The sequence below is a fragment of the Sporocytophaga myxococcoides DSM 11118 genome (genome assembly GCF_000426725.1).
Classification (GTDB): Bacteria; Bacteroidota; Bacteroidia; order Cytophagales; family Cytophagaceae; genus Sporocytophaga; species Sporocytophaga myxococcoides.
This window is the reverse complement of record NZ_AUFX01000009.1, coordinates 79296-100740: the sequence shown is the minus strand read 5'-3', so window position 1 is coordinate 100740 and position 21445 is coordinate 79296. Positions and strand designations below refer to the sequence as shown.

Here is a 21445-nt window from a genome sequence, read left to right as displayed (position 1 = left end):
ATTTTCAAGTATGTTTTGCTATGCTCATTCCAAGTGCCTGTCTCCTTATGCAGACAGGCAGGAATGAAGCATAATGTCTGGAATTTCAAAACTGAAGAGTTATATGAAAAGTAAAATAATAAAAGCAAGTATAGTATTCCTGGCAATTGCATCCGGAGCAGCATTATGGTCCTTTATTACTGATGCTAAATTTGAGAGTTCCCATAGCTCAGGTAAGAAGCCAAATGTTGTGATCATTCTCGCTGATGACCTTGGCTATCATGATTTGTCTTCCTATGGAAATACATTAATCAATACACCGAATATAGATGCTTTGGGGAAAGAGGGGGTGAAGTTTAATCAGGGTTATGTAAGTGCCGCCTATTGCAGCCCTTCCAGAGCTGGCCTTCTTACCGGGAGATACCAGCAACGATTCGGGTCTGAATTTATAGTAGGATCTGCTGCAACCTGGGGAATTGAAAACGCTGATAAAGCTAAAATTTCACAGGTAAGTGCCTGGTTGAATAAGTTTGATGTGGTCTTTGATAAAGATCTCGATGTAAAGAAATTTTCAGAGATTAAGCAAGGGCTTCCCTTACAGGAAATAACAATAGCCGAGTTGTTGAGAGAACGAGGCTATAAAACAGGATGGATTGGAAAATGGCACTTAGGTGAAGGCGGAGATTTAATTCCCTCAAAGCAGGGGTTTGATTATTCATATGGAATACTTGGAGGTGGCACCACTTATGGGGCGGCAAGCGATCCTCAGTTGATATCGCGTCACTTATCTCATCTATTCTGGGATAAAAGTGTATTCAAAGAAAAGAGAAGTGGTTGGGGAGCTGTACAACAAAATGGAAAAGAAACAGAAGTTAAAGAATACCTGACTACAAGATTTGGAAATGAAGCTGCTGACTTTATTGAAAAGAATAAAGATAATCCTTTTTTTCTCTATCTGGCATTCAACGCTCCTCATGATCCTGTGCAGGCCAAAAAAACTGATTTCGATTTACTGACCTCAATAAAAGACAGCACTCAGCGTGCTTATCAGGCTCAGGTAAAGTCACTTGATGATGCCGTTGGAGTTGTTACCAGCAAGTTAAAAGAGTTAAATCTTGATAATAATACTATAGTAATATTTCTAAGTGATAATGGTGGAGCTACTTATACGCATATTCTGGATAATAAGCCATTAAGAGCTGGAAAAGCTACTAATTTCGAAGGTGGTATCAGAGTTCCATTCTTTATCAAATATCCTGCTTTAATAAAGGGAGGGATAGATTTTGATCAGCCTGTCTCATCTCTTGATTTTTTTACAACAATTGCTGCCGCTACCGAAGCATCTCTTCCAAATGATGTAAGCTATGATGGGGTAAATCTTATTCCATATCTGAATGGTGAAAAGAAAGAGAGACCTCATGAAAGTCTTTTCTGGAGAGTAGGATTTGCAAAGGCTGTAAGAAAAGGTGATTATAAATTATACATCAATGAAAAAGAAAATCAAACGTTGCTTTTTGATTTGAAGAATGATGTTTCGGAAAGTCATAACCTTGCTTCTACGAATAAAGAGAAAGTAGAAGAGTTGAAACAGGAACTGATAAAATGGGAGAATAGTGTTCAGCCTCCCCGCTGGCCAAGTGTAATGTATATGAAATATAACAATAATGGCGAGTTTAATTATTTCCCAATCTGATTACAAAAAATACATATATGATTTTACAGGATATCATACTCATTGGTAAGAAAATACTAGCCTCTATACTGGTTTTTATTTTACCTGTGGCATTCGTCACAGCTGCAATTCTTTTACTAATCTGGTCCATTAACTAATATACATATGATCAAGTTTTTTGAATCAGCAATACAAAATCTTAATGGCTGGGGGATAATGGTATTTATCCTTATTCTCGGTTCTGTTGAATTATTCTTTGGTTTGCTCGAAGGCAAATGGTCTAAGAACGACAAGATACTTGATATCGTATGTCTTGTCGTTCCAAGATTTATTTTTTCGGCACTTATAGGCTTCTTTTCATTGAAGGTATTACCCTTTATCCTTCCAGGCCTTAAGGATGCCTTTGCCTGGATCCCATTTACCCTTGGATTTTTTATTATTCTGGTTACCATTGATCTATCACAATACTGGTATCATCGTCTGCATCATCAGATACCTGTATTGTGGCGGTTTCACAGGACACATCATTCGGCAAGATACATGAGTGTTGTGGTGAATTCCAGACAAAATATTTTTTATGTTGCCTTTCTATCTCAGTTTTATATTACAGCGGCTTTAGTCTACCTGGGCCTTGGAGGACCTGCCCTTTTGTTTAATGGATTTCAGACAGTCTGGTCTTATGCTTGTCATACAAGTGTGAAGTGGGATAAGGTGTTATATCGATATAAGGTTTTACATCCTGTTGCATGGATTCTGGAAAGGTTATTAGTAACGCCAGCTACACATCATGCGCACCACGCGGCTTCTCATGGAGATGGGGTTGGATATTATAAAGGAAATTTTGGCGGTATTCTCTTTGTTTGGGATTTAATATTTGGTACTGCTCATATTAGCAGGAAATTTCCCAAGCAATATGGTATATCCAACTATGAAGATGATCCATGGTATGCACAATGGCTTTGGCCAATATTCAAATCGCCTGTTATAGGTAGTGAGCTTGCTAAAGATGGGCCTGAAGTAAAAGAGGAGGAGAATGAATTAGAAGTTATACAGGAATTACAAAATGCCTACATTAAATAAGGAAATAATGAAAGAGATTTTAAGAGAAACAACAAAGCTTGCATCAATGCTTGTATTGGGGGCAGGTATTGCTTTACCTGCATTTTCACAGAACAAGACATTCGAAGGAACGATTGGTAAAACACTTTCAGAGTCAAAGCCTGATAAAGTCACATATCTGAAGAAGGCCCCGGTCGAGGCTCCTAATGTGATCTGGATATTGCTTGACGATGTTGGATTTGGCGCTTCATCTGCTTTTGGTGGATTGATCAATACTCCAACTTTTGATAGCCTTGCTAATAATGGTTTAAGATATACCAATTTTCATACAACAGGGATCTGCTCACCAACTAGAGCAGCCTTGCTAACAGGTAGGAACCATCATTCTGTTCATATGGGAGGATTCCCCCATGATTTTCTCTCTGCTGATTTTCCTGGATATGATGGCCATATTCCTTCAGAGGCAGGCACTGTAGCAGAAACTTTCCGAGAAAATGGTTATAATACTTATGCTTTAGGTAAATGGCATTTAACCCCAGATGATGAATCTTCAGATCTTGGACCTTTTGATAGATGGCCTTCAGGTAAGGGATTTGATCACTTTTATGGCTTCCTTAGTGGAGCTACTGATCAATACAAGCCTGACCTTGTTGAGGATAATAAACATGTTAAACCTGATGGTAGACATCTTAATGAGTTAATTGCTGATAAAGCAATCAGCTATATATCCAGTCAAAAGATAATAGCTCCTGATAAGCCATTTTTCTTATATTTTTCGCCAGGTGCAACTCACTCTCCTCATCAGGTGGCGAGGGAATGGAGCGATAAATATAGAGGCAAATTTGATCAGGGTTGGGATAAGTTCCGTGAACAGATACTTGCAAATCAAAAGAAGCTTGGAGTAGTACCAGCAACAGCCCAACTGCCAGCGCGCAATCCAAGAGTGAAAGCATGGAAAGATCTTAAACCGGAAGAACAAAAAATCTATGCTCGCTTCATGGAAGTATATGCAGGGTTCCTCGAATATACAGATCATGAAATTGGGAGAATTGTAAGTCATTTGAAAAATTCCGGACAGCTTGAAAATACAGCTATCTTCATTGTCATAGGAGACAATGGGGCTAGTCAGGAGGGAGCTAAAAACGGAGTTATTCAAAGTGAATTTGCACCAAAGAATGCAGTACCTGAAGACGAAATACTAAGAGATCTCTTAAAGAACTATGAGAAAATAGGTTCAGCTGAGACTTATACTAATTACCCTATTGGTTGGGCACAGGCTGCTAATACTCCTTTTAAACATTGGAAACAAGATGCCAATTCGGAAGGTGGAACCAGGAATCCTTTGATTGTCTTTTATCCAAAGGGAATTAAAGATAAAGGAACGGTGAGAACTCAATATGGACACTTAATTGATCTGTTTCCTACTACAGTTGAATTGACCGGAATTAAACCTCAGTCTGTAATCAAAGGCATACAACAAAAACCGATAGAAGGAACAAGTCTGGCATATTCATTAAACGATGCAAGCGCTGCATCAAAGCATACGGTTCAATATTATAATATATTCGGTTCAAGAGCTATATATAAAGATGGATGGAAGGCTGAAGCTGCTCATACACCTGCATTCTATGACTTGATTTCGTATCCTGGAGAAAATAAAGTAGAAAGAAATTTTGATAAAGATGTTTGGGAATTATACAATCTGAATGAAGATTTTAATGAACGCATAAATCTGGCATCTAAATATCCTGAGAAGTTGCAGGAACTGAAAGCCCTGTTTGACGCAGAAGCCAGAAAATATAATGTTTATCCGCTTATTGATTGGACTGACTGCCTGAACAGAGGTTCTTTTAAATCAATAATAAAACCAAATATTTCAGAGGTAAAAGAGTAACTATCCAAAGGTGGAAGATGAAAGCTTCCACCTTTTTATATAAAATAAAAACAAATAATTATGAAGTATTATACAATGTTCTGTGTATTCTTATTTATAACTACATTATTTGTAGGGGCTTCATTTGTTTCAGATGATAATAGTTCAAGAGGCACACACGATGTAAATGAACAGGTTAAAAAAGATGTTTTAAAAGTAATGGATGACTATATGAATACCTTTAACTCAAAAGATGCAAAGGCATGGCAGTTGACATACCATTTTCCTCATTACCGTTTAGCAAGTGGTAAAATGTCTGTTCTGGAAAGTGCTACATTAGATTCTTCTGTTTTTATAAGACTTGAAAAATCAGGCTGGCATCATAGCAAATGGGATCATAGAAATATTGTGCAGGGTTCATCAGATAAAGTTCATGTAGATACCCGCTTTTCACGTTATCGCGCTGATGGAAGCTTGATAGGGGTATATGAATCCCTGTATATCGTTACAAAAGAAAATGGTAAATGGGGAGTGAAATTCCGTTCGAGTTATGCAGAATAAGGAAATTTTTTAGACTGATTTTTTATGATAATCTATAGAGATTGACCTTGTATTGATTTAATAATGGATAAAGATTTAAGATTCTAAACTGTTAAGTTTAGAATCTAGTTGATTATTTTTTTATATTTTATAGTGGAATGCTTTTTTACTTTTCTTCAATTTTTTTTGTCACAAGATAATAGGAAAAGGTTCTTAACGAGAGAGATAGGGGCCTCATTACCAGGATTGACTCTACAAGTCGCCTATCTGAGTGGGAATTATATTGTACCTTTATAACTTGAACCCTCAATCCTGATAAACGTACAAAGAAGATCACTTCACCTTTTAGAGGGTAAATTTTTAATTATCAAACCAACATTAAACTATGAGAAAACAACTACTATTATCCATCGTCAAAGTATTGTTTGGTGGTATGGCATTAGCACAGCCGTCAGGTACTTTTGTGACAGCTGATAATGGAAATCGAATGTCTTCATGCTCAGACACTTTGATTACCCTTGAAGATATTTATTCTCAATGTGGAATAAGAGATCTTAATGATCCGAATGATGATGTGAGTAAGTATAGAATTCTTCAGTTAAATGGTTCTGTTATAACTGAAACGGAAATCACGGGAGCATTCAAATACAGTGATTACGAAACTATTTATATAGATAAAAAAAATACACCTTTTAATGGTCACAATGGACTCTCCATATTTCTCAATATTATTGTACCTCCAACAAGGTACTTTACAAAGGATACTCTAAAGTACACAGTAGAGCAAGGAGCTAAAGTTAATTACTTAAAGGATTTTCTTACCAATACTGAGTTCTGGGGCACTGGAAAAGATACTGAAGACTTTCACGATCGATTGTTTTTATATGATGGTGTAAACCCTGAAACTGCTGTTAGAAACCTTACTGACTGGACTACTCTTGGAAAGGGAATCTATAGATTGAGATTGAGTTATGCTATTTGTTCTGCTGCCGATGTTCATTCACAGGAAATGTTTGTGAAGGTAGATGAGAGTCCCTGTCATAATCTGGAACTTAGAAACATGCCATCTGTCTGTTTAGATGATATTATAGATATAAGGCCTTATGTTTATTTGGATGGACATCTTGCTACTGCAGAGGAACTGGCAGATATGACATTTCTGGATAAAAGTGATAATGCAAAACCCAATGATATAATTCCAATAAATCCTGCAGCTATTGATTTATCTACAATGTATGAGAACAAATCAACTAAATTTCCTCGGATTGAAATTCGTTATCAGCCTAATATTGATTTGGGGATTTGTAATAATTATTTCTACTTTTTCGCAGCTAAGGTACCAACAAAGTTAATGACAACTGATGTTATTATGTCTAAAGATAGTTATGGAGGTACTTTAGTTTATATGATTGATGGAGATTATTATGGATTTAATAATATCTTCCATAAAAATGTACTGAAAGAAATTTATCTTGATCATAATACTAATCATAATGGTACAGAGTTTAATTTCTTTACAGATGAAAAGTATGAAAATAAAGTTACAGACAATGATCTGTCTCCAGGAGATTATTATGTGCTAGCTACAAATACTGAATGCAATGAGGATAGCACTTTATTCAAAATTCGTGTATTAAATCGTGACTTTGAAATTACATGGCAGAATGCATTAAATTTGGGTAAAGGTTATTATACATTCACAGCGCCAAGTAATTATCCTGATGCAACATATTCTTGGTTTGCCTGGGGAGGAGAAATTGTTTCAGGAATTAATACCAATCAGATAACAGTTTATTACTCTGAGAAAGCGTCTAAAGGAGTTACTGTAAGTTGCACTATTACGCTTCCTGCTGCACGTGTCGCTGGAAATTCCGTATTAGCATCAGGACTGTATCTGACCTCGAACGAGGCAGGTGAAAAAGAGGAGATAAAAGCTGAAATTATCACAGGTAATACAAATGTTGTAGAGCATTTATCATCAGTTTATCCAAACCCTTCTGAAGGAAGAATTGTAATTTCAGGAAAGGGACAATATGATCTTAAAATTTATAATGCACTTGGACAATTGATTCACGAAGATAATGCTTATACCCCTGAGACTCCTGTGGATCTTGAAGGTAAAGGTATGCATATGATCAGACTTATTCAGAACGGTAAGGTGCAAACATTGAAAGCGATTGTGAAATAGCAATATGTATTTGTTATCAAGAACTGATAAAGTTGGGCAGCTTAGGTTGTCCAACTTTTTTTGTGTCAAAAAAAAAATAATAGAAAGTCTATTCAGCCTGTGATTTACGGTAAGAACGTTTAGTTAATGTGTCAGCCAAAACATGTCTGAAGTTTTCTACAAAGCATCTGTCTGTAATTTCTTTGTAAATATAATTTCGTTGTGAAGCAGGAAGTTTATTATGCTCTTGTACTTCTTCGTTGGAATATCTCTCCATAATCTTAGAGCTTGTGCATTCACAATAGTTTTTTGTTTCTGAAGGGTAATAACTTTCTAGCCCGCTTTCTGTTACACAGTTTTCTATTAATAATGCCAAATCCTGATCTTGTCCTGCCTGATATGCAAATGCAATTTCCTTAAAGAAATAAGCAGAGATGGCAAAAGCAATGATTTGTGATGGAATGAAAAATGCGAGTCTGCTTTCACGAGGCTGAACTTCAGTTGCAGGTATTCTGAAATCTCTCGTCATTCTCTGTACGGAAGGTTTGGCAAATAAATAGGAGGACAGCCCGACTCCAAAGAGAAACAAAAATGTCGGATCGTGATTTAAAAGGTAAGAAAACAGACAAAGGAAATTTCCTAAAAGGATAATAATCCATTTCCTAAAACTTAATCTTAAAAAGGATCTTACTTTAAATCTAGTATTTTCATTAAGTAAATTTTTTACTCTGGAATAGTAATATAATCTGGATACGATTAGGAAGCTGAACAGAAAGGAAGGGCAAATCCAGGTCAGTAATTCGTTAAGATTCTCCCTGTTTAAAGAAGGAAGGAATAATACAAGGAAGAATATGGCTAATTGCAGTAATGCAATCATCCAAAAGGTTTCTTCATTTCTCTTTACAAATTTTGAGTATCTGTCTTGTTCCAAATTTTCAGGATTTATGAAAATCCTCAACCTTTATGATGTCATGACAAAAGTCATATTCATAAGGTTGATTAGAACAGATAATCACAATTCTATCCTTTATGTTTTGGAGAATTTCAGTTTTGTACCAGTTTACTCCTGCAGCGTCAAGATTCACGGTAGGCTCGTCAAGGAAAAGTATTTCTGATTCGGTATACATTGCAAAGCCTAGTTTTACTCTTTGCTTCATTCCTGATGAAAAATAGATCAGTTTTTTGTCAGAGGACTTTTCAAGTCCAAGTACCTTAATAAAATCTCTTTTTGAAAGGTTGTTTTTGAATTTCTTAAATGTGAGATGAAAATCAATAATTTCTTCTAAGGTTAATTCTTCTATCAGGTCCTGATAGGGAGCAGTAAAAGTGAGCTTTAGATAAAGATGCTCAGGAGAGATCTCTGTATTATTTGAAAAATATTTTACTTTTCCTTCATTGGGAGAGGAAAGGCCGGCAAGTATTTGGATTAAAGTAGACTTTCCCGAACCATTTCTACCGGTAATGGCATAGGAATGATTTCGCTGAAAATTCAGGTTAAGATTTCTGAAAAGCCAATTCCGGTCAAATCTCTTGCCTAAATTTTCAGCGATAATATTCATGTTTTACTTACTGACTGAACCCTTTCATGATACCTCTATCAGAGCTGCGGATGAAATTTACAATCTCATCTTTCTCCTTTGAAGAAGTAAAGTTCACTTCAATATGATCTAATGCTTTTGAATTGTTATATCCTCTCAAATATACAGTTCTGTAGATTTCCTGTATTTCGTTGATCTTGTCGTTGCTGAAGCCTCTTCTTCTAAGACCGATAGAGTTGATTCCACAGTAGCTTAGTGGTTCTCTTGCAGCTTTAGTATATGGAGGAATATCCTTTCTTACAAGCGAACCTCCTGAGATCATAGCGTGAGCGCCTATTCTGACAAACTGGTGTACTGCGCTTGAACCACCAACTATAGCATAATCGTCTACAGTTACGTGACCTGCGAGCTGCACTGAATTAGCCAGGATACAGTTGTTTCCAATTATACAGTCATGGGCAACGTGCACATATGCCATTAGAAGGCAGTTTTTACCAACTTCGGTTTTGTATTTTTCAACAGTACCTCTATTGATAGTTACGCATTCTCTGATGACACAATTGTCACCAATGATAGCAGTTGTTTCTTCACCTGAGAACTTAAGATCCTGAGGGGGAGCAGAGATAACTGCTCCGGGATAAATTTTAACGTTTTTTCCGATTCGGGCACCTTCCATGATGGTCACATTTGGACCAATCCAGGTTCCTTCATCTATTTCAACATTTTTATGAATTGTCGAAAATGGCTCAATTACAACATTTCTGGCAATTTTTGCCTGAGGATGTATATAAGCTAAAGGTTGATTCATAGGGATTTTCCTGTGTCTTTCCTTACAATACTTGCAGACATTACTGCTTCACAAACCAGATTATTACCAACAAATGCCTGTCCCTGCATTTTAGCAATTCCTCTTTTTATTGGAGCCAATAACTCACATTTGAATATTATCTGATCTCCGGGAACTACAAATCTTTTAAATCTGCAGCTTTCTATACTTAGGAAGTAAGTCCAATAATTGTCAGGATCCGGTACTGTATTTAATACTAAAATTCCGCCTGTTTGAACCATTGCTTCAATTTGCATGACTCCTGGCATTACAGGATTTCCAGGGAAGTGACCTTGGAAAAATGGCTCATTGATGGTTACATTTTTGATACCTGCTACCGTTGTCTCATCAAGATAAAATATTTTATCAACAAGCTTAAACGGATATCTGTGAGGTAATGCCTTGTATATCTGATTTACATCAAGTACCGGAGGCATATTTGGATCATAATGAGGGATCTGATTCTTAGATGCCTCTTTCATGATTTTTTTGATTTTTTTCGCAAATGCTACGTTTGCAGCATGTCCAGGACGGGCCGCAAGAATCTGAGCTTTTAACGGTCTACCTACTAGTGCAAGGTCTCCGATTACATCAAGCAGTTTATGTCTTGCTGGCTCATTTTTATAACGTAGTTCAAGGTTATTTAGAATTCCTTCTTTCTTAACCTCTACTTTTTCTTTGTTGAATAATTTAGCAAGATGCTCCAGCTCATGATCTTGTACAACTCTGTCAACAATTACGATGGCATTGTTAAGATCTCCACCTTTAATAAGGTTTTGTTTCTGAAGCATTTCCAGTTCATGAAGGAAACAGAAGGTTCTACATGATGCTATTTCTTTAGAAAACTGGTTGATGTTTGTAAGAGAAGCATGCTGACTTCCTAAGACCGGAGAATTATAGTCTACCATTACGGTAACTCTATAATCATCAAGAGGAAGCGCTGCTATTTCAATATTCTTTTCGTTGTCTTTATAGAAGATGCTATGCGGAACTTCAAAGAAGTTTCTTAGGGCATTTTGCTCCTGAAATCCAACAGTCTCCAGTGCCTCAACAAATGGAAGAGAGCTTCCATCCATTATGGGCGTTTCAGGACCATCTATCTGGATGAGTACATTGTCGATCTGCAATCCCATAAGTGCAGCAAGCGTGTGCTCTACTGTACTTACTCTTGCTCCATTTTTTTCAATTGTGGTTCCTCTTGACAGGTCAACTACATAGTCGACGTCTGCTTCAACAATTGGTTGGTTTTCAAGATCAACCCTTTGAAAAACAATCCCGTGATTGGGTGGCGCAGGTACAAAAGTCATGTTTACTTTTACTCCTGTATGTAATCCTACTCCTGAAATAGATACGGGACTCTTGATGGTATGCTGTTTTACGTTCATTTAACCTTATAAAGTCGGCAAATTTATAATTTTTTCCTCAAGTTCTTCAATTCTTTTTTGTAATTCCGGAAGTTTTCTGAAAACACTGCTGGATTTCAGGAATTTCTTATACTCAAAAGCTGGAGATCCATGAATGGCAGTCCCTTCAGTTGTTACAGATTTGCCAACTCCTGATTGAGCTCCGATACTAGTTTTATTTGCCAGTGTAATATGTCCAACAATTCCTACCTGACCAGCAATAACGCAATTTTCGCCTATTTTGGTAGATCCGGAAATTCCGGATTGTGCAGCGACCACTGTATTTTTGCCAATTTCGACATTGTGAGCAATCTGAATCAGATTGTCAAGTTTTACTCCGTCATGAATAACGGTCGATCCCATAGTTGCACAATCAATTACGGTATTAGCGCCAATGTCTACATGATTTCCAATTATTACATTACCTACTTGAGGAATAGTTTTGTAGGTGCCATCCTGTTGCGGTGCAAATCCGAAACCGTCACTACCTATAACTGAACCAGAATGGAATGTACAATAGCTTCCGATTTTTGAATCTGAATAAATTTTTACTCCTGAGAAAACAATGGTGTTATCTCCTATTGTAACATTATCTCCAATATAGGCTTGTGGATAAATTTTTACATTTTTCCCGATTTGACAGTTATTGCCTATATAGGAAAATGCCCCGCGATAAATATTTTCTCCTGTAGTAGAATTTTGTCCGATAAAAGAAGGATTCTCCACACCAGTTTTCATAAAACTAATGAATTTATGGTATTCTTCTAAAAGTGTAGTAAAACTGGTATATGGATCGTCAACAAGAATTAATGTGGTCTTTACCTCGCTTTTTGGAACGAATTTCTTGTCAACTATTACAGCAGAAGCTTCGGTGGTATATAAATAAGGTTCGTATTTTAAGTTGGATAAAAAGGAGATACAACCTTCCTGACCCTCTTGAATTTTTGCCAGTTTATTGATTTTCAGGCTATCACTTCCTTTGACTTCACCCCCAATTAAATGGGCAATCTGTCCTGTTGTAAATTCCATTAAACTAATTTAAACAAATTATTAACTATGAACCATCTTACAAAGATACATTTTTAGGCCAGCATAAATAATGTTTTTTTACTATTTTACTTATAGCCTTTATGTTGGGAAGGTCAGATGCCTGGGCTACGTCCAGTACTTGTCCCTTTTTGGTCAAAACATTTATTTTATTGCTAACCGGAAGATATGCCCTGTTTCTTAAAACTCCGTTTACGACAAAATATTCAGAGTGTTCTTCTGGCAATCCGAGATTTTTAGCCACATCTCTCCTTAGTTGAGCAATCTTTTCTTCATCAAATTGAATTCTGGAAATTTCTATTCGGAATAACTTTCTTTCCAGTAACTGATTGCATAGTAACGATAATACCGGGTCTTTATGATTTTTCCATATTTTAATCGCTCCCCACAGGTCATAATCATCCAGACTGGTAAAAGCTCGCAGATAGTGATGATTTTGAGTGAAATCTTCAAGCGTTATTTTTTGCTGCAGGAACACGTTTAATGCCTCTGATGCAAATAACTTTTCACCCTCCAGGGATAGATGCTGAGCCCTCCTTATTATTTGAATCAACATTTTTTCTGCACATACGGTAGTTTTATGCAAATAAACCTGCCAGTACATCAGCCTTCTTGATGATAAGAAATTTTCAATGCTGTAAATACCTTTTTCCTCTACAACTAATTCGTCATCAACGATATCCAGCATTTTAATAATCCTGTCAGCACCAATGGTTCCTTCCATTACTCCAGTAAAGAAGCTGTCTCTCTTAAGGTAGTCCATTCTGTCCATATCGAGCTGGCTCGAAATAAGCTGATGGAAGAATTTTCTTTCATACAAATTAAGAAACATTTTTATGGTAAGATCTAGTTTCCCGTTAAACTCTTTATTCAGCTTTTCCATAATAAGGTGTGAAAGCTTTTCGTGAGCTATATGGGAAAGGAGTGTTTTCTCCAGGGCATGCGAGAAAGGACCGTGACCAATATCATGCAGTAATATGGCAGCCAAAGCAGCTTCTTTTTCTTCTTCGGAGATCTGATGCCCGCGGCTCCTTAGCCTGTTTAAGGCCATTCCCATTAAATGCATGGCTCCGAGAGCGTGATGAAACCTTGTATGGAGAGCTCCGGGATAAACAAGGTCGGTAAGACCTAATTGTTTAATTCTTCGCAGTCGCTGAAAATAGGGATGCTCTATAATATCAAAAATGAAACTTCCGGGAATTGTAATAAATCCGTAAACCGGATCGTTGAATATTTTCTTCTTATTCAAAACTTTTTAAGTTAACGAAACTTATTAATAAGGATTTAATGTACTTTTAGTGTTTACGAATTTTAATTCTATGCAAAGATATAATATTTTATGGGCGGATGATGAAATAGATCTACTTAAACCCCACATAATTTTTCTAAATAATAAAGGCTATGATGTAACTCCTGTACCTAGCGGCGCAGATGCATTAGAGAAGTGCAATGAAGAGAAATATGACATCGTATTTCTTGATGAAAATATGCCGGGAATGACTGGATTGGAAACACTGAGCCAGATCAAAGCTATAAAACCAAATCTTCCGGTAATCATGATCACCAAGAGTGAAGAGGAACATATCATGGAAGAAGCCATCGGAAGCAAAATCGCTGACTATCTCATTAAACCATTAAATCCGAATCAGATATTATTGAGTATCAAAAAGATATTGGACAATAAAAGACTAGTGACAGAGAAAACCAATATCAGTTATCAGCAGGATTTCAGAAATCTTAGCATGGCCTACAATGACCGCATCGGACATGAGGAGTGGGCTGAGATATACAAAAAATTGGTTTATTGGGAATTGGAAATTGATAATACCGAAAACAAAAGTATGAAGGATATTATCGATATGCAGAAAAGTGAAGCCAATAAGAACTTTGCTGATTTTATCATCGATAATTATGAGTCATGGTTAAATGATGCGAATTCTTCAAAACCTGTTCTTTCACATCAGATCATGAAAAAGAAAGTTTTTCCACTTTTGGAAAAAGATCAACCTTTGTTTTTTATTCTTATTGATAATCTTAGATATGATCAATGGAAAGTTCTAGAATCAACCATTAATGCCTATTTTAATGTAGATGAGGAGGTTAACTATTATTCCATATTGCCTACTACTACTGCTTATGCCAGAAATGCAATTTTTTCAGGTTTACTCCCTTCCGAAATTGAGAAAAAATTTCCTCAATATTGGGTAAGTGATGAAGAGGAGGAAGGTAAGAATAATTTCGAAGAAGAACTTCTAAAAGCTCAGTTAGTAAGGAACAAACTGGATATTAAGAGTTCTTACAATAAAATTATCAATATTTCTCACGGCAAATCTTTACTGGATAATATCACAAATCTTATGAACAATAAGTTAAATGTGATTGTCTACAATTTTGTCGATATGCTTTCACATGCCCGAACGGATATGGCAATGGTGAGAGAGCTTGCACCTGATGAATCAGCATACAGATCTTTGACTAATTCATGGTTTCAGCATTCACCGCTGCTTGAAGCATTAAAAAGGATTGCTGAGAAAAAAGGCAGAGTGATCATTACTACTGATCATGGCACTATAAGAGTAAAAAAGCCATTTAAAATAATCGGAGATAAAAGTACAAATACTAACTTGAGATATAAGCAGGGGAAAAACCTGGGCTTTGATGAAAAGGATGTATATGTCTGCAGAAAGCCAGAGCGTATGTTTCTTCCCAAAAGAAATGTTTCTACAGCTTATGTATTTACGATTGAAGATTACTTCTTTGCTTACCCGAATAACTATAATTACTACGTCAATTTTTACAAAGATACTTTCCAGCATGGAGGTGTTTCTCTGGAAGAAATGATTATTCCATTTATAACCTTGTCTCCAAAGTAAGGTTTATTGGGAGAGTAAATGGATTGACTGGTTGATAAATTTTTGTAAATTTACAACCAGACCATTCTTCTTTCAATCAATTCATGGGAGAAAGTACACAACCTTTTAAAATATTACTGAGCAAGGACCTTTCCGAACTCAAACAAGTAGCAGGGGAAATAATAAAATTTGCCGGATCGGAAAAGGTATGGCTGTTTGAAGGTGAGATTGGAGCAGGAAAGACAACTTTGATCAAGGAAATATGCAAAGGACTGGGTGTTTCTGAAAATGTCAGTAGTCCTACGTTTGCTCTGGTAAATGAATATCTAGGAACTAACAGCAACAGCATTTACCACTTTGATTTTTACAGACTAAAAAGCGAGACTGAGGCTCTTGATATAGGGAGTGAAGAGTATTTTTCTTCAGGAAATATATGTCTTATTGAGTGGCCTTCAAAAATAGAATCTCTTATTCCTCCTCATCATTTAAGAATTTCTCTAAAAGTAGATAATAATCAACAAAGAATTTTTCATCTTTCTAAAACATGAAAAGCAGCTTAAAATCGGGTATTGAAGCTCTGGCAAAAGAACATGCCTTATATCCTCAGGAAGCACTATTGAAAATTCCTGAAGGTACAACCCGTCTTAATATTGGTATTCCTAAAGAGATACAGGATCTGGAAAATAGGGTCTGTCTCACTCCGGAGGCGGTAGCATTGTTGGTTAATAATGGCCATGATGTGGTTGTCGAAACCGGTGCTGGTATATCTGCAAAATATTCAGATAAAGAATACAGTGACGCTGGCGCTAAAATAGCCTATTCTTCACAGGAAGTATTTCAGTCTAATATTGTTCTAAAGATTGAACCGCCAACCATTCAGGAAATAAGCATGATGAAGCCAGGAAGTACTTTGTTTTCTGCACTTCAGATTTCAACGCTTACACCAGAACTTGTTCAGGCTATCAATAAGCAAAAGTTAATTGCTCTTGGCTTTGAATTTATTGAAGATAAGGTAGGAGGGATGCCAGTGGTAAGAGCAATGAGCGAAATAGCTGGCAGTACTGTTATGCTTATTGCAGCTGAATATCTCAATAGCAAGAATGGTAAGGGAGTTATATTAGGGGGAATTACAGGGGTGCCGCCTACAAAAGTAGTTATTCTTGGAGCTGGAACTGTAGCGGAATATGCAGTCCGAGCTGCTGCCGGATTGGGATGTGAAGTAAAGATTTTTGACAACCAGGTTTATAAACTCAGGAGATTAAAGCATGATCTGGGACTTCAGATTTATACTTCTACAATTGACACCATTACTTTAAGAAAAGAATTGAGAGAAGCAGATGTAGTAATAGGTTCTTTAAGATCTGACGAGGGAAGTCCTTGTGTAGTAACCGAAGATATGGTTGCTGAAATGATGCCTAATTCAGTGATTATCGATGTAAGTATTGATCAGGGTGGTTGCTTCGAAACAAGCAGGGTTACAAGTCATAAGAATCCTGTCTTCAGAAAATATGATGTAATACACTATTGTGTCCCCAATATTGCATCAAGAGTCGCCAGAACAGCGACAACCGCATTAAGCAATATATTTACTCCCATTATTTTGCAGATTGCTAAAAAGGGTGGGACAGAGGAATTGATATATTCTAAAGAGTGGTTCATGAAAGGGGTATATTCTTATAAAGGAAGCCTTACCAATCCTTATATAGCTAAGAAATTTAATATGAAGTATAAGGATATGAAATTGATCTTAGCTGCTAGATTTTGAAAAGTTGAACACAAAGCCGAAAGTTAAAAGTACTAATGATCTATAATTAAAAAATCCGGCCAATTTGACCGGATTTTTTTAATTTAGATATTATTTGGGTATAATACTATTCGTACATAATGTTCATCTCTACACGTCTGTTGGCCTGTCTGCCAGCATCGGTATCGTTCGTGTCTACCGGTTTGGTTTCTCCGAAACCATCAGTTGTGATTCTGTTTGCACTTACACCTTTGGTTCCAAGGTAACGTTTAACAGATTCTGATCTTCTTTTTGAAAGATCCATGTTAGAGTTGTCATCGCCAACATTATCTGTATGTCCTTCTAAATGCAGTTTTGATTTAGGATTATTCACCATTACTGAAGCAAGCTTGTTTAGTGAGTTGTATGAAGAGCTGATAATAACATCACTGTTTGTTTCAAACAATAGATTTTTAAATGCTTCTTCCAATGCTTTCTTTTCTTCTGGTTTAATTTCAGGACAACCTTTGTTAGATTTAATACCAGGAGTTCTCATGCAAAGGTCATCATAATCCCCAACACCGTCTCCGTCTGTATCTACAAAAGCTGGAGGGCAACCTTTCAATGCAATTGTACCTCTTTCTTTAGGGCACTGATCATCTTTGTCCTGAATTCCGTCTCCATCTGTATCCGGGCAGCCTCTATATTGAGCTAATCCAGGAACATCAGGACACTCATCTTTATTGTCCATGATTCCGTCCTTATCTCTGTCTCCCCAAGGACATCCTTTGTTTTCTTTAGGTCCGGATTCGTTTTTACATTGGTCTTCGTAGTCGTAAACACCATCAAAATCAACATCGTACGGGCAACCAAAAGTTGTTACAGGTTCTCCTTTGGGGGTGTGAATACATTTATCTCTTCCATCTGGAACACCATCACCATCAGAATCTCTTTCTTTCCATACTATTTGATATGGTTCTTTCTTTTTGTTCTTGCCTTTTTTGGCTGCTTTGGCTTTCTTTTTTGTCTGAGCTGGATTTTGAGCAAAAGAGCTTTCACCTATAAAAGAAAGTATGCACAATAGGGAACTAAGGAGTATTAATTTTTTCATCCCGTAATACTTAATAGTTGATCTAAACATGAAAGTAGTGTACTGAAAAAATGAAAAAAAGGCTGAAAATTTTTGTCAATTTTCAGCCTTTTTAAGGAAAAAGTTTTAAACAGAAACTTTACAAATATTGATTCGTATAATGTACTTTTTAAAGATTGGCCAGACTCTTTTCCAGAGCTTGAATTTCAGCTTCTGCATCTGCTTTTTTCTTTCTTTCAAGCTCAATTACAGGAGTAGGTGCTCCGGCAACGAATTTTTCATTGCTTAGCTTTTTCTCTACACTAGCAAGAAATCCTCGTTTATGCTCCAATTGCTTTAATAGATTTTCCTTTTCTTTTTCAGGATCTATAGCATTACCAAGCGGAACATAAAATTCTGAGCTACGGATAATAAATGTAGCAGCACCATCAATAGCAGTTTCTGTACTTTCTATAGATTCTATGCACGCTAACTTTTTGATAAGATAACCAAAATGGTTTACCAATTCTTCAGAAGTTGTTTTTACCAGAAGTTTTAGAGGATCATTTTTGGCAATCTGTTTGGTGTTTCTAATATTTCTTATGTTGGAAATTACTTCAATTGCAAGATCTCCGCTTTCAATAATCTTTTTATTGAGAACATTAGTTTGTGGCCAAGCCGCAACAATCAAACAATCATTTGCAGGACGTTCTTTTATTTCATGCCATAATTCTTCTGAGATAAATGGCATAAATGGATGAAGAACTTTAAGTAGTCTCTCAAAGATGCTAATAGTTTTGTTGTAAGTATCGCGATCTATTGGTTGCTCAAAGCCAGGCTTAATCATCTCCAGATACCAGGAACAAAAGTCATCCCAAACCAACTTATATACTGTCATCAATGCATCTGATAGTCTGTATTTAGAGAAGTTATCTTCCAATTCTGATAATGATGCTGTCAGTTTAGTTTCCATCCATTCTATAGCAGCTGCATTTTCAGGATTAGAGCCTTCTTTAATATCCCACCCTTTAATAAGGCGGAATGCATTCCATATTTTGTTGCTAAAATTTCTTCCCTGAAGGCAAAGTTTTTCATCAAATAACAAATCATTACCTGCTGGAGAACTTAATAACATTCCAACCCTTACTCCATCAGCTCCATATTCTTCAATCAGGTCTAACGGATCAGGAGAATTACCAAGAGATTTAGACATCTTTCTGCCTTGTTTATCTCTTACAATACCTGTCAGATAAACCTTTTTGAAAGGTATTTCACCACGGAACATATATCCCGCCATGATCATTCTTGCTACCCAGAAAAATAAAATTTCAGGTGCAGTTACAAGATCATTAGTAGGGTAAAAGTAATTAATGTCTTTGTTTTGAGGATCTTTAAAGCCATCAAATACAGAAATCGGCCACAACCATGAAGAGAACCAGGTATCAAGTACATCTTCATCCTGTCTTATATCTGACGCTTTTGTACCTGGATAATTTTTCTGAAACTGTTCCAATGCTTCCTGTTCAGAAAGTGCGACAACAGGCTCTGCTGACGGATTATTAATGAGATAATAAGCTGGGATTCTTTGTCCCCACCAAAGTTGTCTTGAAATACACCAATCTTTGATATTTTCCATCCAGTGTCTGTATGTATTTTTGAACTTGGACGGAATAAGCTGGATTTCGTCATTCATCACTGATGAAAGGACTTCTGGCTTTTTCTCCAGAAACTTCTTCATGTCAACAAACCACTGAAGAGACAATCTTGGCTCAATTACCGCATCCGTTCTTTCAGAATATCCTACACTGTTTTTTATATCTTCAGTTTTAAGTAAAAATTCTTTTTCCTCAAGTTCTTTTGAAATAAGTTTTCTTACTTTAAAGCGGTCTTCTCCTACGTACAACTGGGCATTAGCACTGAATGTACCGTCATCATTCATAATATCAATAACTTCAAGACCATGTTTCTGACCTAGTGCGTAGTCATTTACATCATGAGCAGGGGTAACTTTCAAGCAACCTGTCCCAAATTCCATGTCAACATACTCATCCATTATTACAGGAATTTTTCTTCCTATAAGAGGGACAATAGCTTTCTTGCCTTTAAGATGCTGATATCTCTGGTCGTTTGGATTAACGCAAATGGCAGTATCTCCCAGAATGGTCTCTGGTCTTGTAGTGGCTACTGTTATGTAATCTTCAGATCCATCTATTTGATATTTAAGAAAATAAAGCTTTGAGTTTACTTCTTTGTGAATAACTTCTTCATCAGAAAGGGCTGTTTTCCCTTGAGGGTCCCAGTTAACCATTCTGTTTCCTCTATAGATAAGGCCATCTCTGTATAATCTTATAAAAACTTCAATAACGGCATCAGACATCTCTGGCTCCATTGTGAATCTGGTTCTGTCCCAGTCACATGAAGCACCTAGTTTTTTTAACTGTTCAAGTATAATACCGCCATATTTCTCTTTCCATTCCCATGCATATTTCAAAAAATCATCTCTCGATAGATCACTTTTCTTAATCCCCTTTTCTCTAAGCATTGCAACTACTTTAGCTTCTGTAGCAATGGACGCATGGTCAGTCCCTGGTACCCAACAAGCCTCTTTCCCTTCCATTCTTGCTTTTCTGACCAGCACATCCTGGATGGTATTGTTAAGCATATGTCCCATATGCAAAACTCCGGTGACATTTGGCGGAGGAATAACAATCGTATATGGTTCCTTTTCAGGATTAGGTTTTGCAGCAAAAAAACCATTATTCATCCAGTAGGAATACCACTTGTTTTCAACTTCTTTGGGACTATATGTCTTTTTAATTTCCATCTTTTATATTTGGTATGCTTTACGAACCCGCAAAATTAAAAATATTTATTGCTTAATAAAAGCTGCATTTTACGTAAAACAAAAAATAAGAAGTTTGGCTCTTGCAGTTTCAGTTTTTCGCAAAAAAAAGCTTAAATTAAAATTCGGCCGAAGCAGTTCTCCCTATTCCCATTGCTTCAGAAGAATGTTTTCTATAATTAAAAAGGTAAGGCGTTAATTTACAGTATGGTAGATGGACGTAATTTTTATATCTTCTTAAAAAACAGATAGAGGTTAAATTAAGAGTTTTTCCCTTTCAAATTTTGTTTGTCTAGAAAAGATATTTAAGGCAAATAAATCGTTGTAAAAAGGAATAGGATTGAAGGAGAGTTGTAAATGAATTCAGGCACAATTTGTGTAAAGATTTCTTCGGTGCTTTTTACTCAAGTTATTAAAGGGAAAATTTAGAAAGGTTTGTTATGCCAGATAAAAAGTTTAATAAAGTTCTCCTTGTTGATGATGATAAAATCAACAACTACATAAATCTCAGATTAATAAGGAGAATAGGTTTGTCTGAAGAAATTATTGTGACAAATAATGGTCAGGAAGCGATTACTTATCTAAAAAAATGTAATAAAAAGGAGCTGCCTACCCTGATTCTGCTGGATATCAATATGCCAGTAATGGATGGATTTGAATTTCTTGAAGAATTTGAAAAACTGGAATTAAATACAGTTGAAAGACCTATGATCGTGGTATTAACCACCAGTACCAATACTAATGATATAAAGAAGGTAGAAAGCTCTCCAATTGCTGCGGGTTATATAAATAAACCCCTAACAGAAGAGAATCTGCTGGGGTTTATTAGAAGAAATGCTTCAGTAGTTTAAGGCC

The 21445-nt window shown here is 36.3% G+C and carries 17 protein-coding genes; 9 read left to right on the top strand and 8 right to left on the bottom strand.

Going from position 1 to position 21445, the window contains the following annotated elements:
- The first annotated feature begins 103 nt into the window (after positions 1–103).
- The 5 genes from K350_RS28345 to K350_RS0111260 all read left to right on the top strand — a co-directional run bounded on the left by K350_RS28345 (position 104) and on the right by K350_RS0111260 (position 7311).
- The gene (locus K350_RS28345) at positions 104–1672 is read left to right on the top strand and encodes a sulfatase (RefSeq protein ID WP_162144158.1); all 1569 of its coding nucleotides are present in this window, start codon (positions 104–106) and stop codon (positions 1670–1672) included.
- Between the two features lie 144 nt (positions 1673–1816).
- Positions 1817–2731 (top strand): sterol desaturase family protein, encoded by a 915-nt coding sequence (locus K350_RS0111275; RefSeq protein ID WP_028980012.1) that lies wholly within the window; start codon positions 1817–1819, stop codon positions 2729–2731.
- Between the two features lie 7 nt (positions 2732–2738).
- Positions 2739–4604: an arylsulfatase gene (locus K350_RS0111270; protein WP_051313099.1), complete on the top strand. Its 1866-nt coding sequence runs from the start codon at positions 2739–2741 to the stop codon at positions 4602–4604.
- A 60-nt stretch (positions 4605–4664) separates the two neighbouring features.
- Positions 4665–5144, top strand: coding sequence for a hypothetical protein (locus tag K350_RS0111265; protein WP_028980010.1), 480 nt, complete (start codon positions 4665–4667; stop codon positions 5142–5144).
- 364 nt (positions 5145–5508) lie between these two features.
- Positions 5509–7311: a T9SS type A sorting domain-containing protein gene (locus tag K350_RS0111260; RefSeq protein ID WP_028980009.1), complete on the top strand. Its 1803-nt coding sequence runs from the start codon at positions 5509–5511 to the stop codon at positions 7309–7311.
- An 88-nt stretch (positions 7312–7399) separates the two neighbouring features.
- On the opposite strand, the gene K350_RS0111255 is transcribed toward K350_RS0111260, so the two are convergent.
- Genes K350_RS0111255 through K350_RS0111230 form a run of 6 tightly spaced genes read right to left on the bottom strand, consistent with a single transcriptional unit; the run spans position 7400 to position 13353 of the window.
- The gene (locus tag K350_RS0111255; RefSeq protein WP_156027005.1) at positions 7400–8221 is read right to left on the bottom strand and encodes a hypothetical protein; all 822 of its coding nucleotides are present in this window, start codon (positions 8219–8221) and stop codon (positions 7400–7402) included.
- A 4-nt stretch (positions 8222–8225) separates the two neighbouring features.
- On the bottom strand, positions 8226–8849 hold the full coding sequence (locus K350_RS0111250; protein ID WP_028980007.1) for an ABC transporter ATP-binding protein: 624 nt from the start codon (positions 8847–8849) through the stop codon (positions 8226–8228).
- Positions 8850–8856: 7 nt separating this feature from the next.
- Positions 8857–9636, bottom strand: a complete 780-nt coding sequence (gene lpxA / locus K350_RS0111245) for an acyl-ACP--UDP-N-acetylglucosamine O-acyltransferase (RefSeq protein ID WP_028980006.1) — start codon at positions 9634–9636, stop codon at positions 8857–8859.
- Entirely contained in the window at positions 9633–11039 is a 1407-nt protein-coding gene (locus K350_RS0111240; protein ID WP_028980005.1) for a bifunctional UDP-3-O-[3-hydroxymyristoyl] N-acetylglucosamine deacetylase/3-hydroxyacyl-ACP dehydratase, read from the bottom strand. Before K350_RS0111240 ends, lpxA begins: the two co-directional genes overlap by 4 nt.
- 6 nt (positions 11040–11045) lie before the next feature.
- Positions 11046–12086: a UDP-3-O-(3-hydroxymyristoyl)glucosamine N-acyltransferase gene (gene lpxD / locus K350_RS0111235; protein WP_028980004.1), complete on the bottom strand. Its 1041-nt coding sequence runs from the start codon at positions 12084–12086 to the stop codon at positions 11046–11048.
- A gap of 37 nt (positions 12087–12123) precedes the next feature.
- Positions 12124–13353 carry an HD domain-containing protein gene (locus K350_RS0111230; RefSeq protein ID WP_028980003.1) on the bottom strand — a complete coding sequence of 410 codons (1230 nt, stop codon included), beginning with the start codon at positions 13351–13353 and terminating at the stop codon, positions 12124–12126.
- A 70-nt stretch (positions 13354–13423) separates the two neighbouring features.
- Between K350_RS0111230 and porX the strand changes: the two genes are divergently transcribed.
- From porX to K350_RS0111215, 3 genes are all read left to right on the top strand, one after another.
- Complete coding sequence (gene porX, locus K350_RS0111225) at positions 13424–14977, top strand: T9SS response regulator signal transducer PorX (protein WP_028980002.1); 1554 nt, start codon at positions 13424–13426, stop codon at positions 14975–14977.
- Between the two features lie 83 nt (positions 14978–15060).
- Entirely contained in the window at positions 15061–15504 is a 444-nt protein-coding gene (tsaE, locus tag K350_RS0111220) for a tRNA (adenosine(37)-N6)-threonylcarbamoyltransferase complex ATPase subunit type 1 TsaE (RefSeq protein ID WP_028980001.1), read from the top strand.
- Positions 15501–16721, top strand: coding sequence for an alanine dehydrogenase (locus K350_RS0111215; protein WP_028980000.1), 1221 nt, complete (start codon positions 15501–15503; stop codon positions 16719–16721). Before tsaE ends, K350_RS0111215 begins: the two co-directional genes overlap by 4 nt.
- Before the next feature lie 106 nt (positions 16722–16827).
- Here the strand turns inward: K350_RS0111215 and K350_RS0111210 are convergent, their stop codons facing one another.
- Both K350_RS0111210 and K350_RS0111205 read right to left on the bottom strand, forming a co-directional pair.
- Positions 16828–17790, bottom strand: coding sequence for an OmpA family protein (locus K350_RS0111210; protein WP_028979999.1), 963 nt, complete (start codon positions 17788–17790; stop codon positions 16828–16830).
- 148 nt (positions 17791–17938) lie between these two features.
- Positions 17939–20572 (bottom strand): valine--tRNA ligase, encoded by a 2634-nt coding sequence (locus K350_RS0111205; protein WP_028979998.1) that lies wholly within the window; start codon positions 20570–20572, stop codon positions 17939–17941.
- 458 nt (positions 20573–21030) lie between these two features.
- On the opposite strand from K350_RS0111205, the gene K350_RS0111200 reads away from it, so the two are divergent.
- A complete protein-coding gene (locus K350_RS0111200) occupies positions 21031–21441 on the top strand; it encodes a response regulator (protein WP_028979997.1) in 411 nt (136 codons plus the stop codon).
- The last annotated feature ends 4 nt before the right edge of the window (positions 21442–21445 follow it).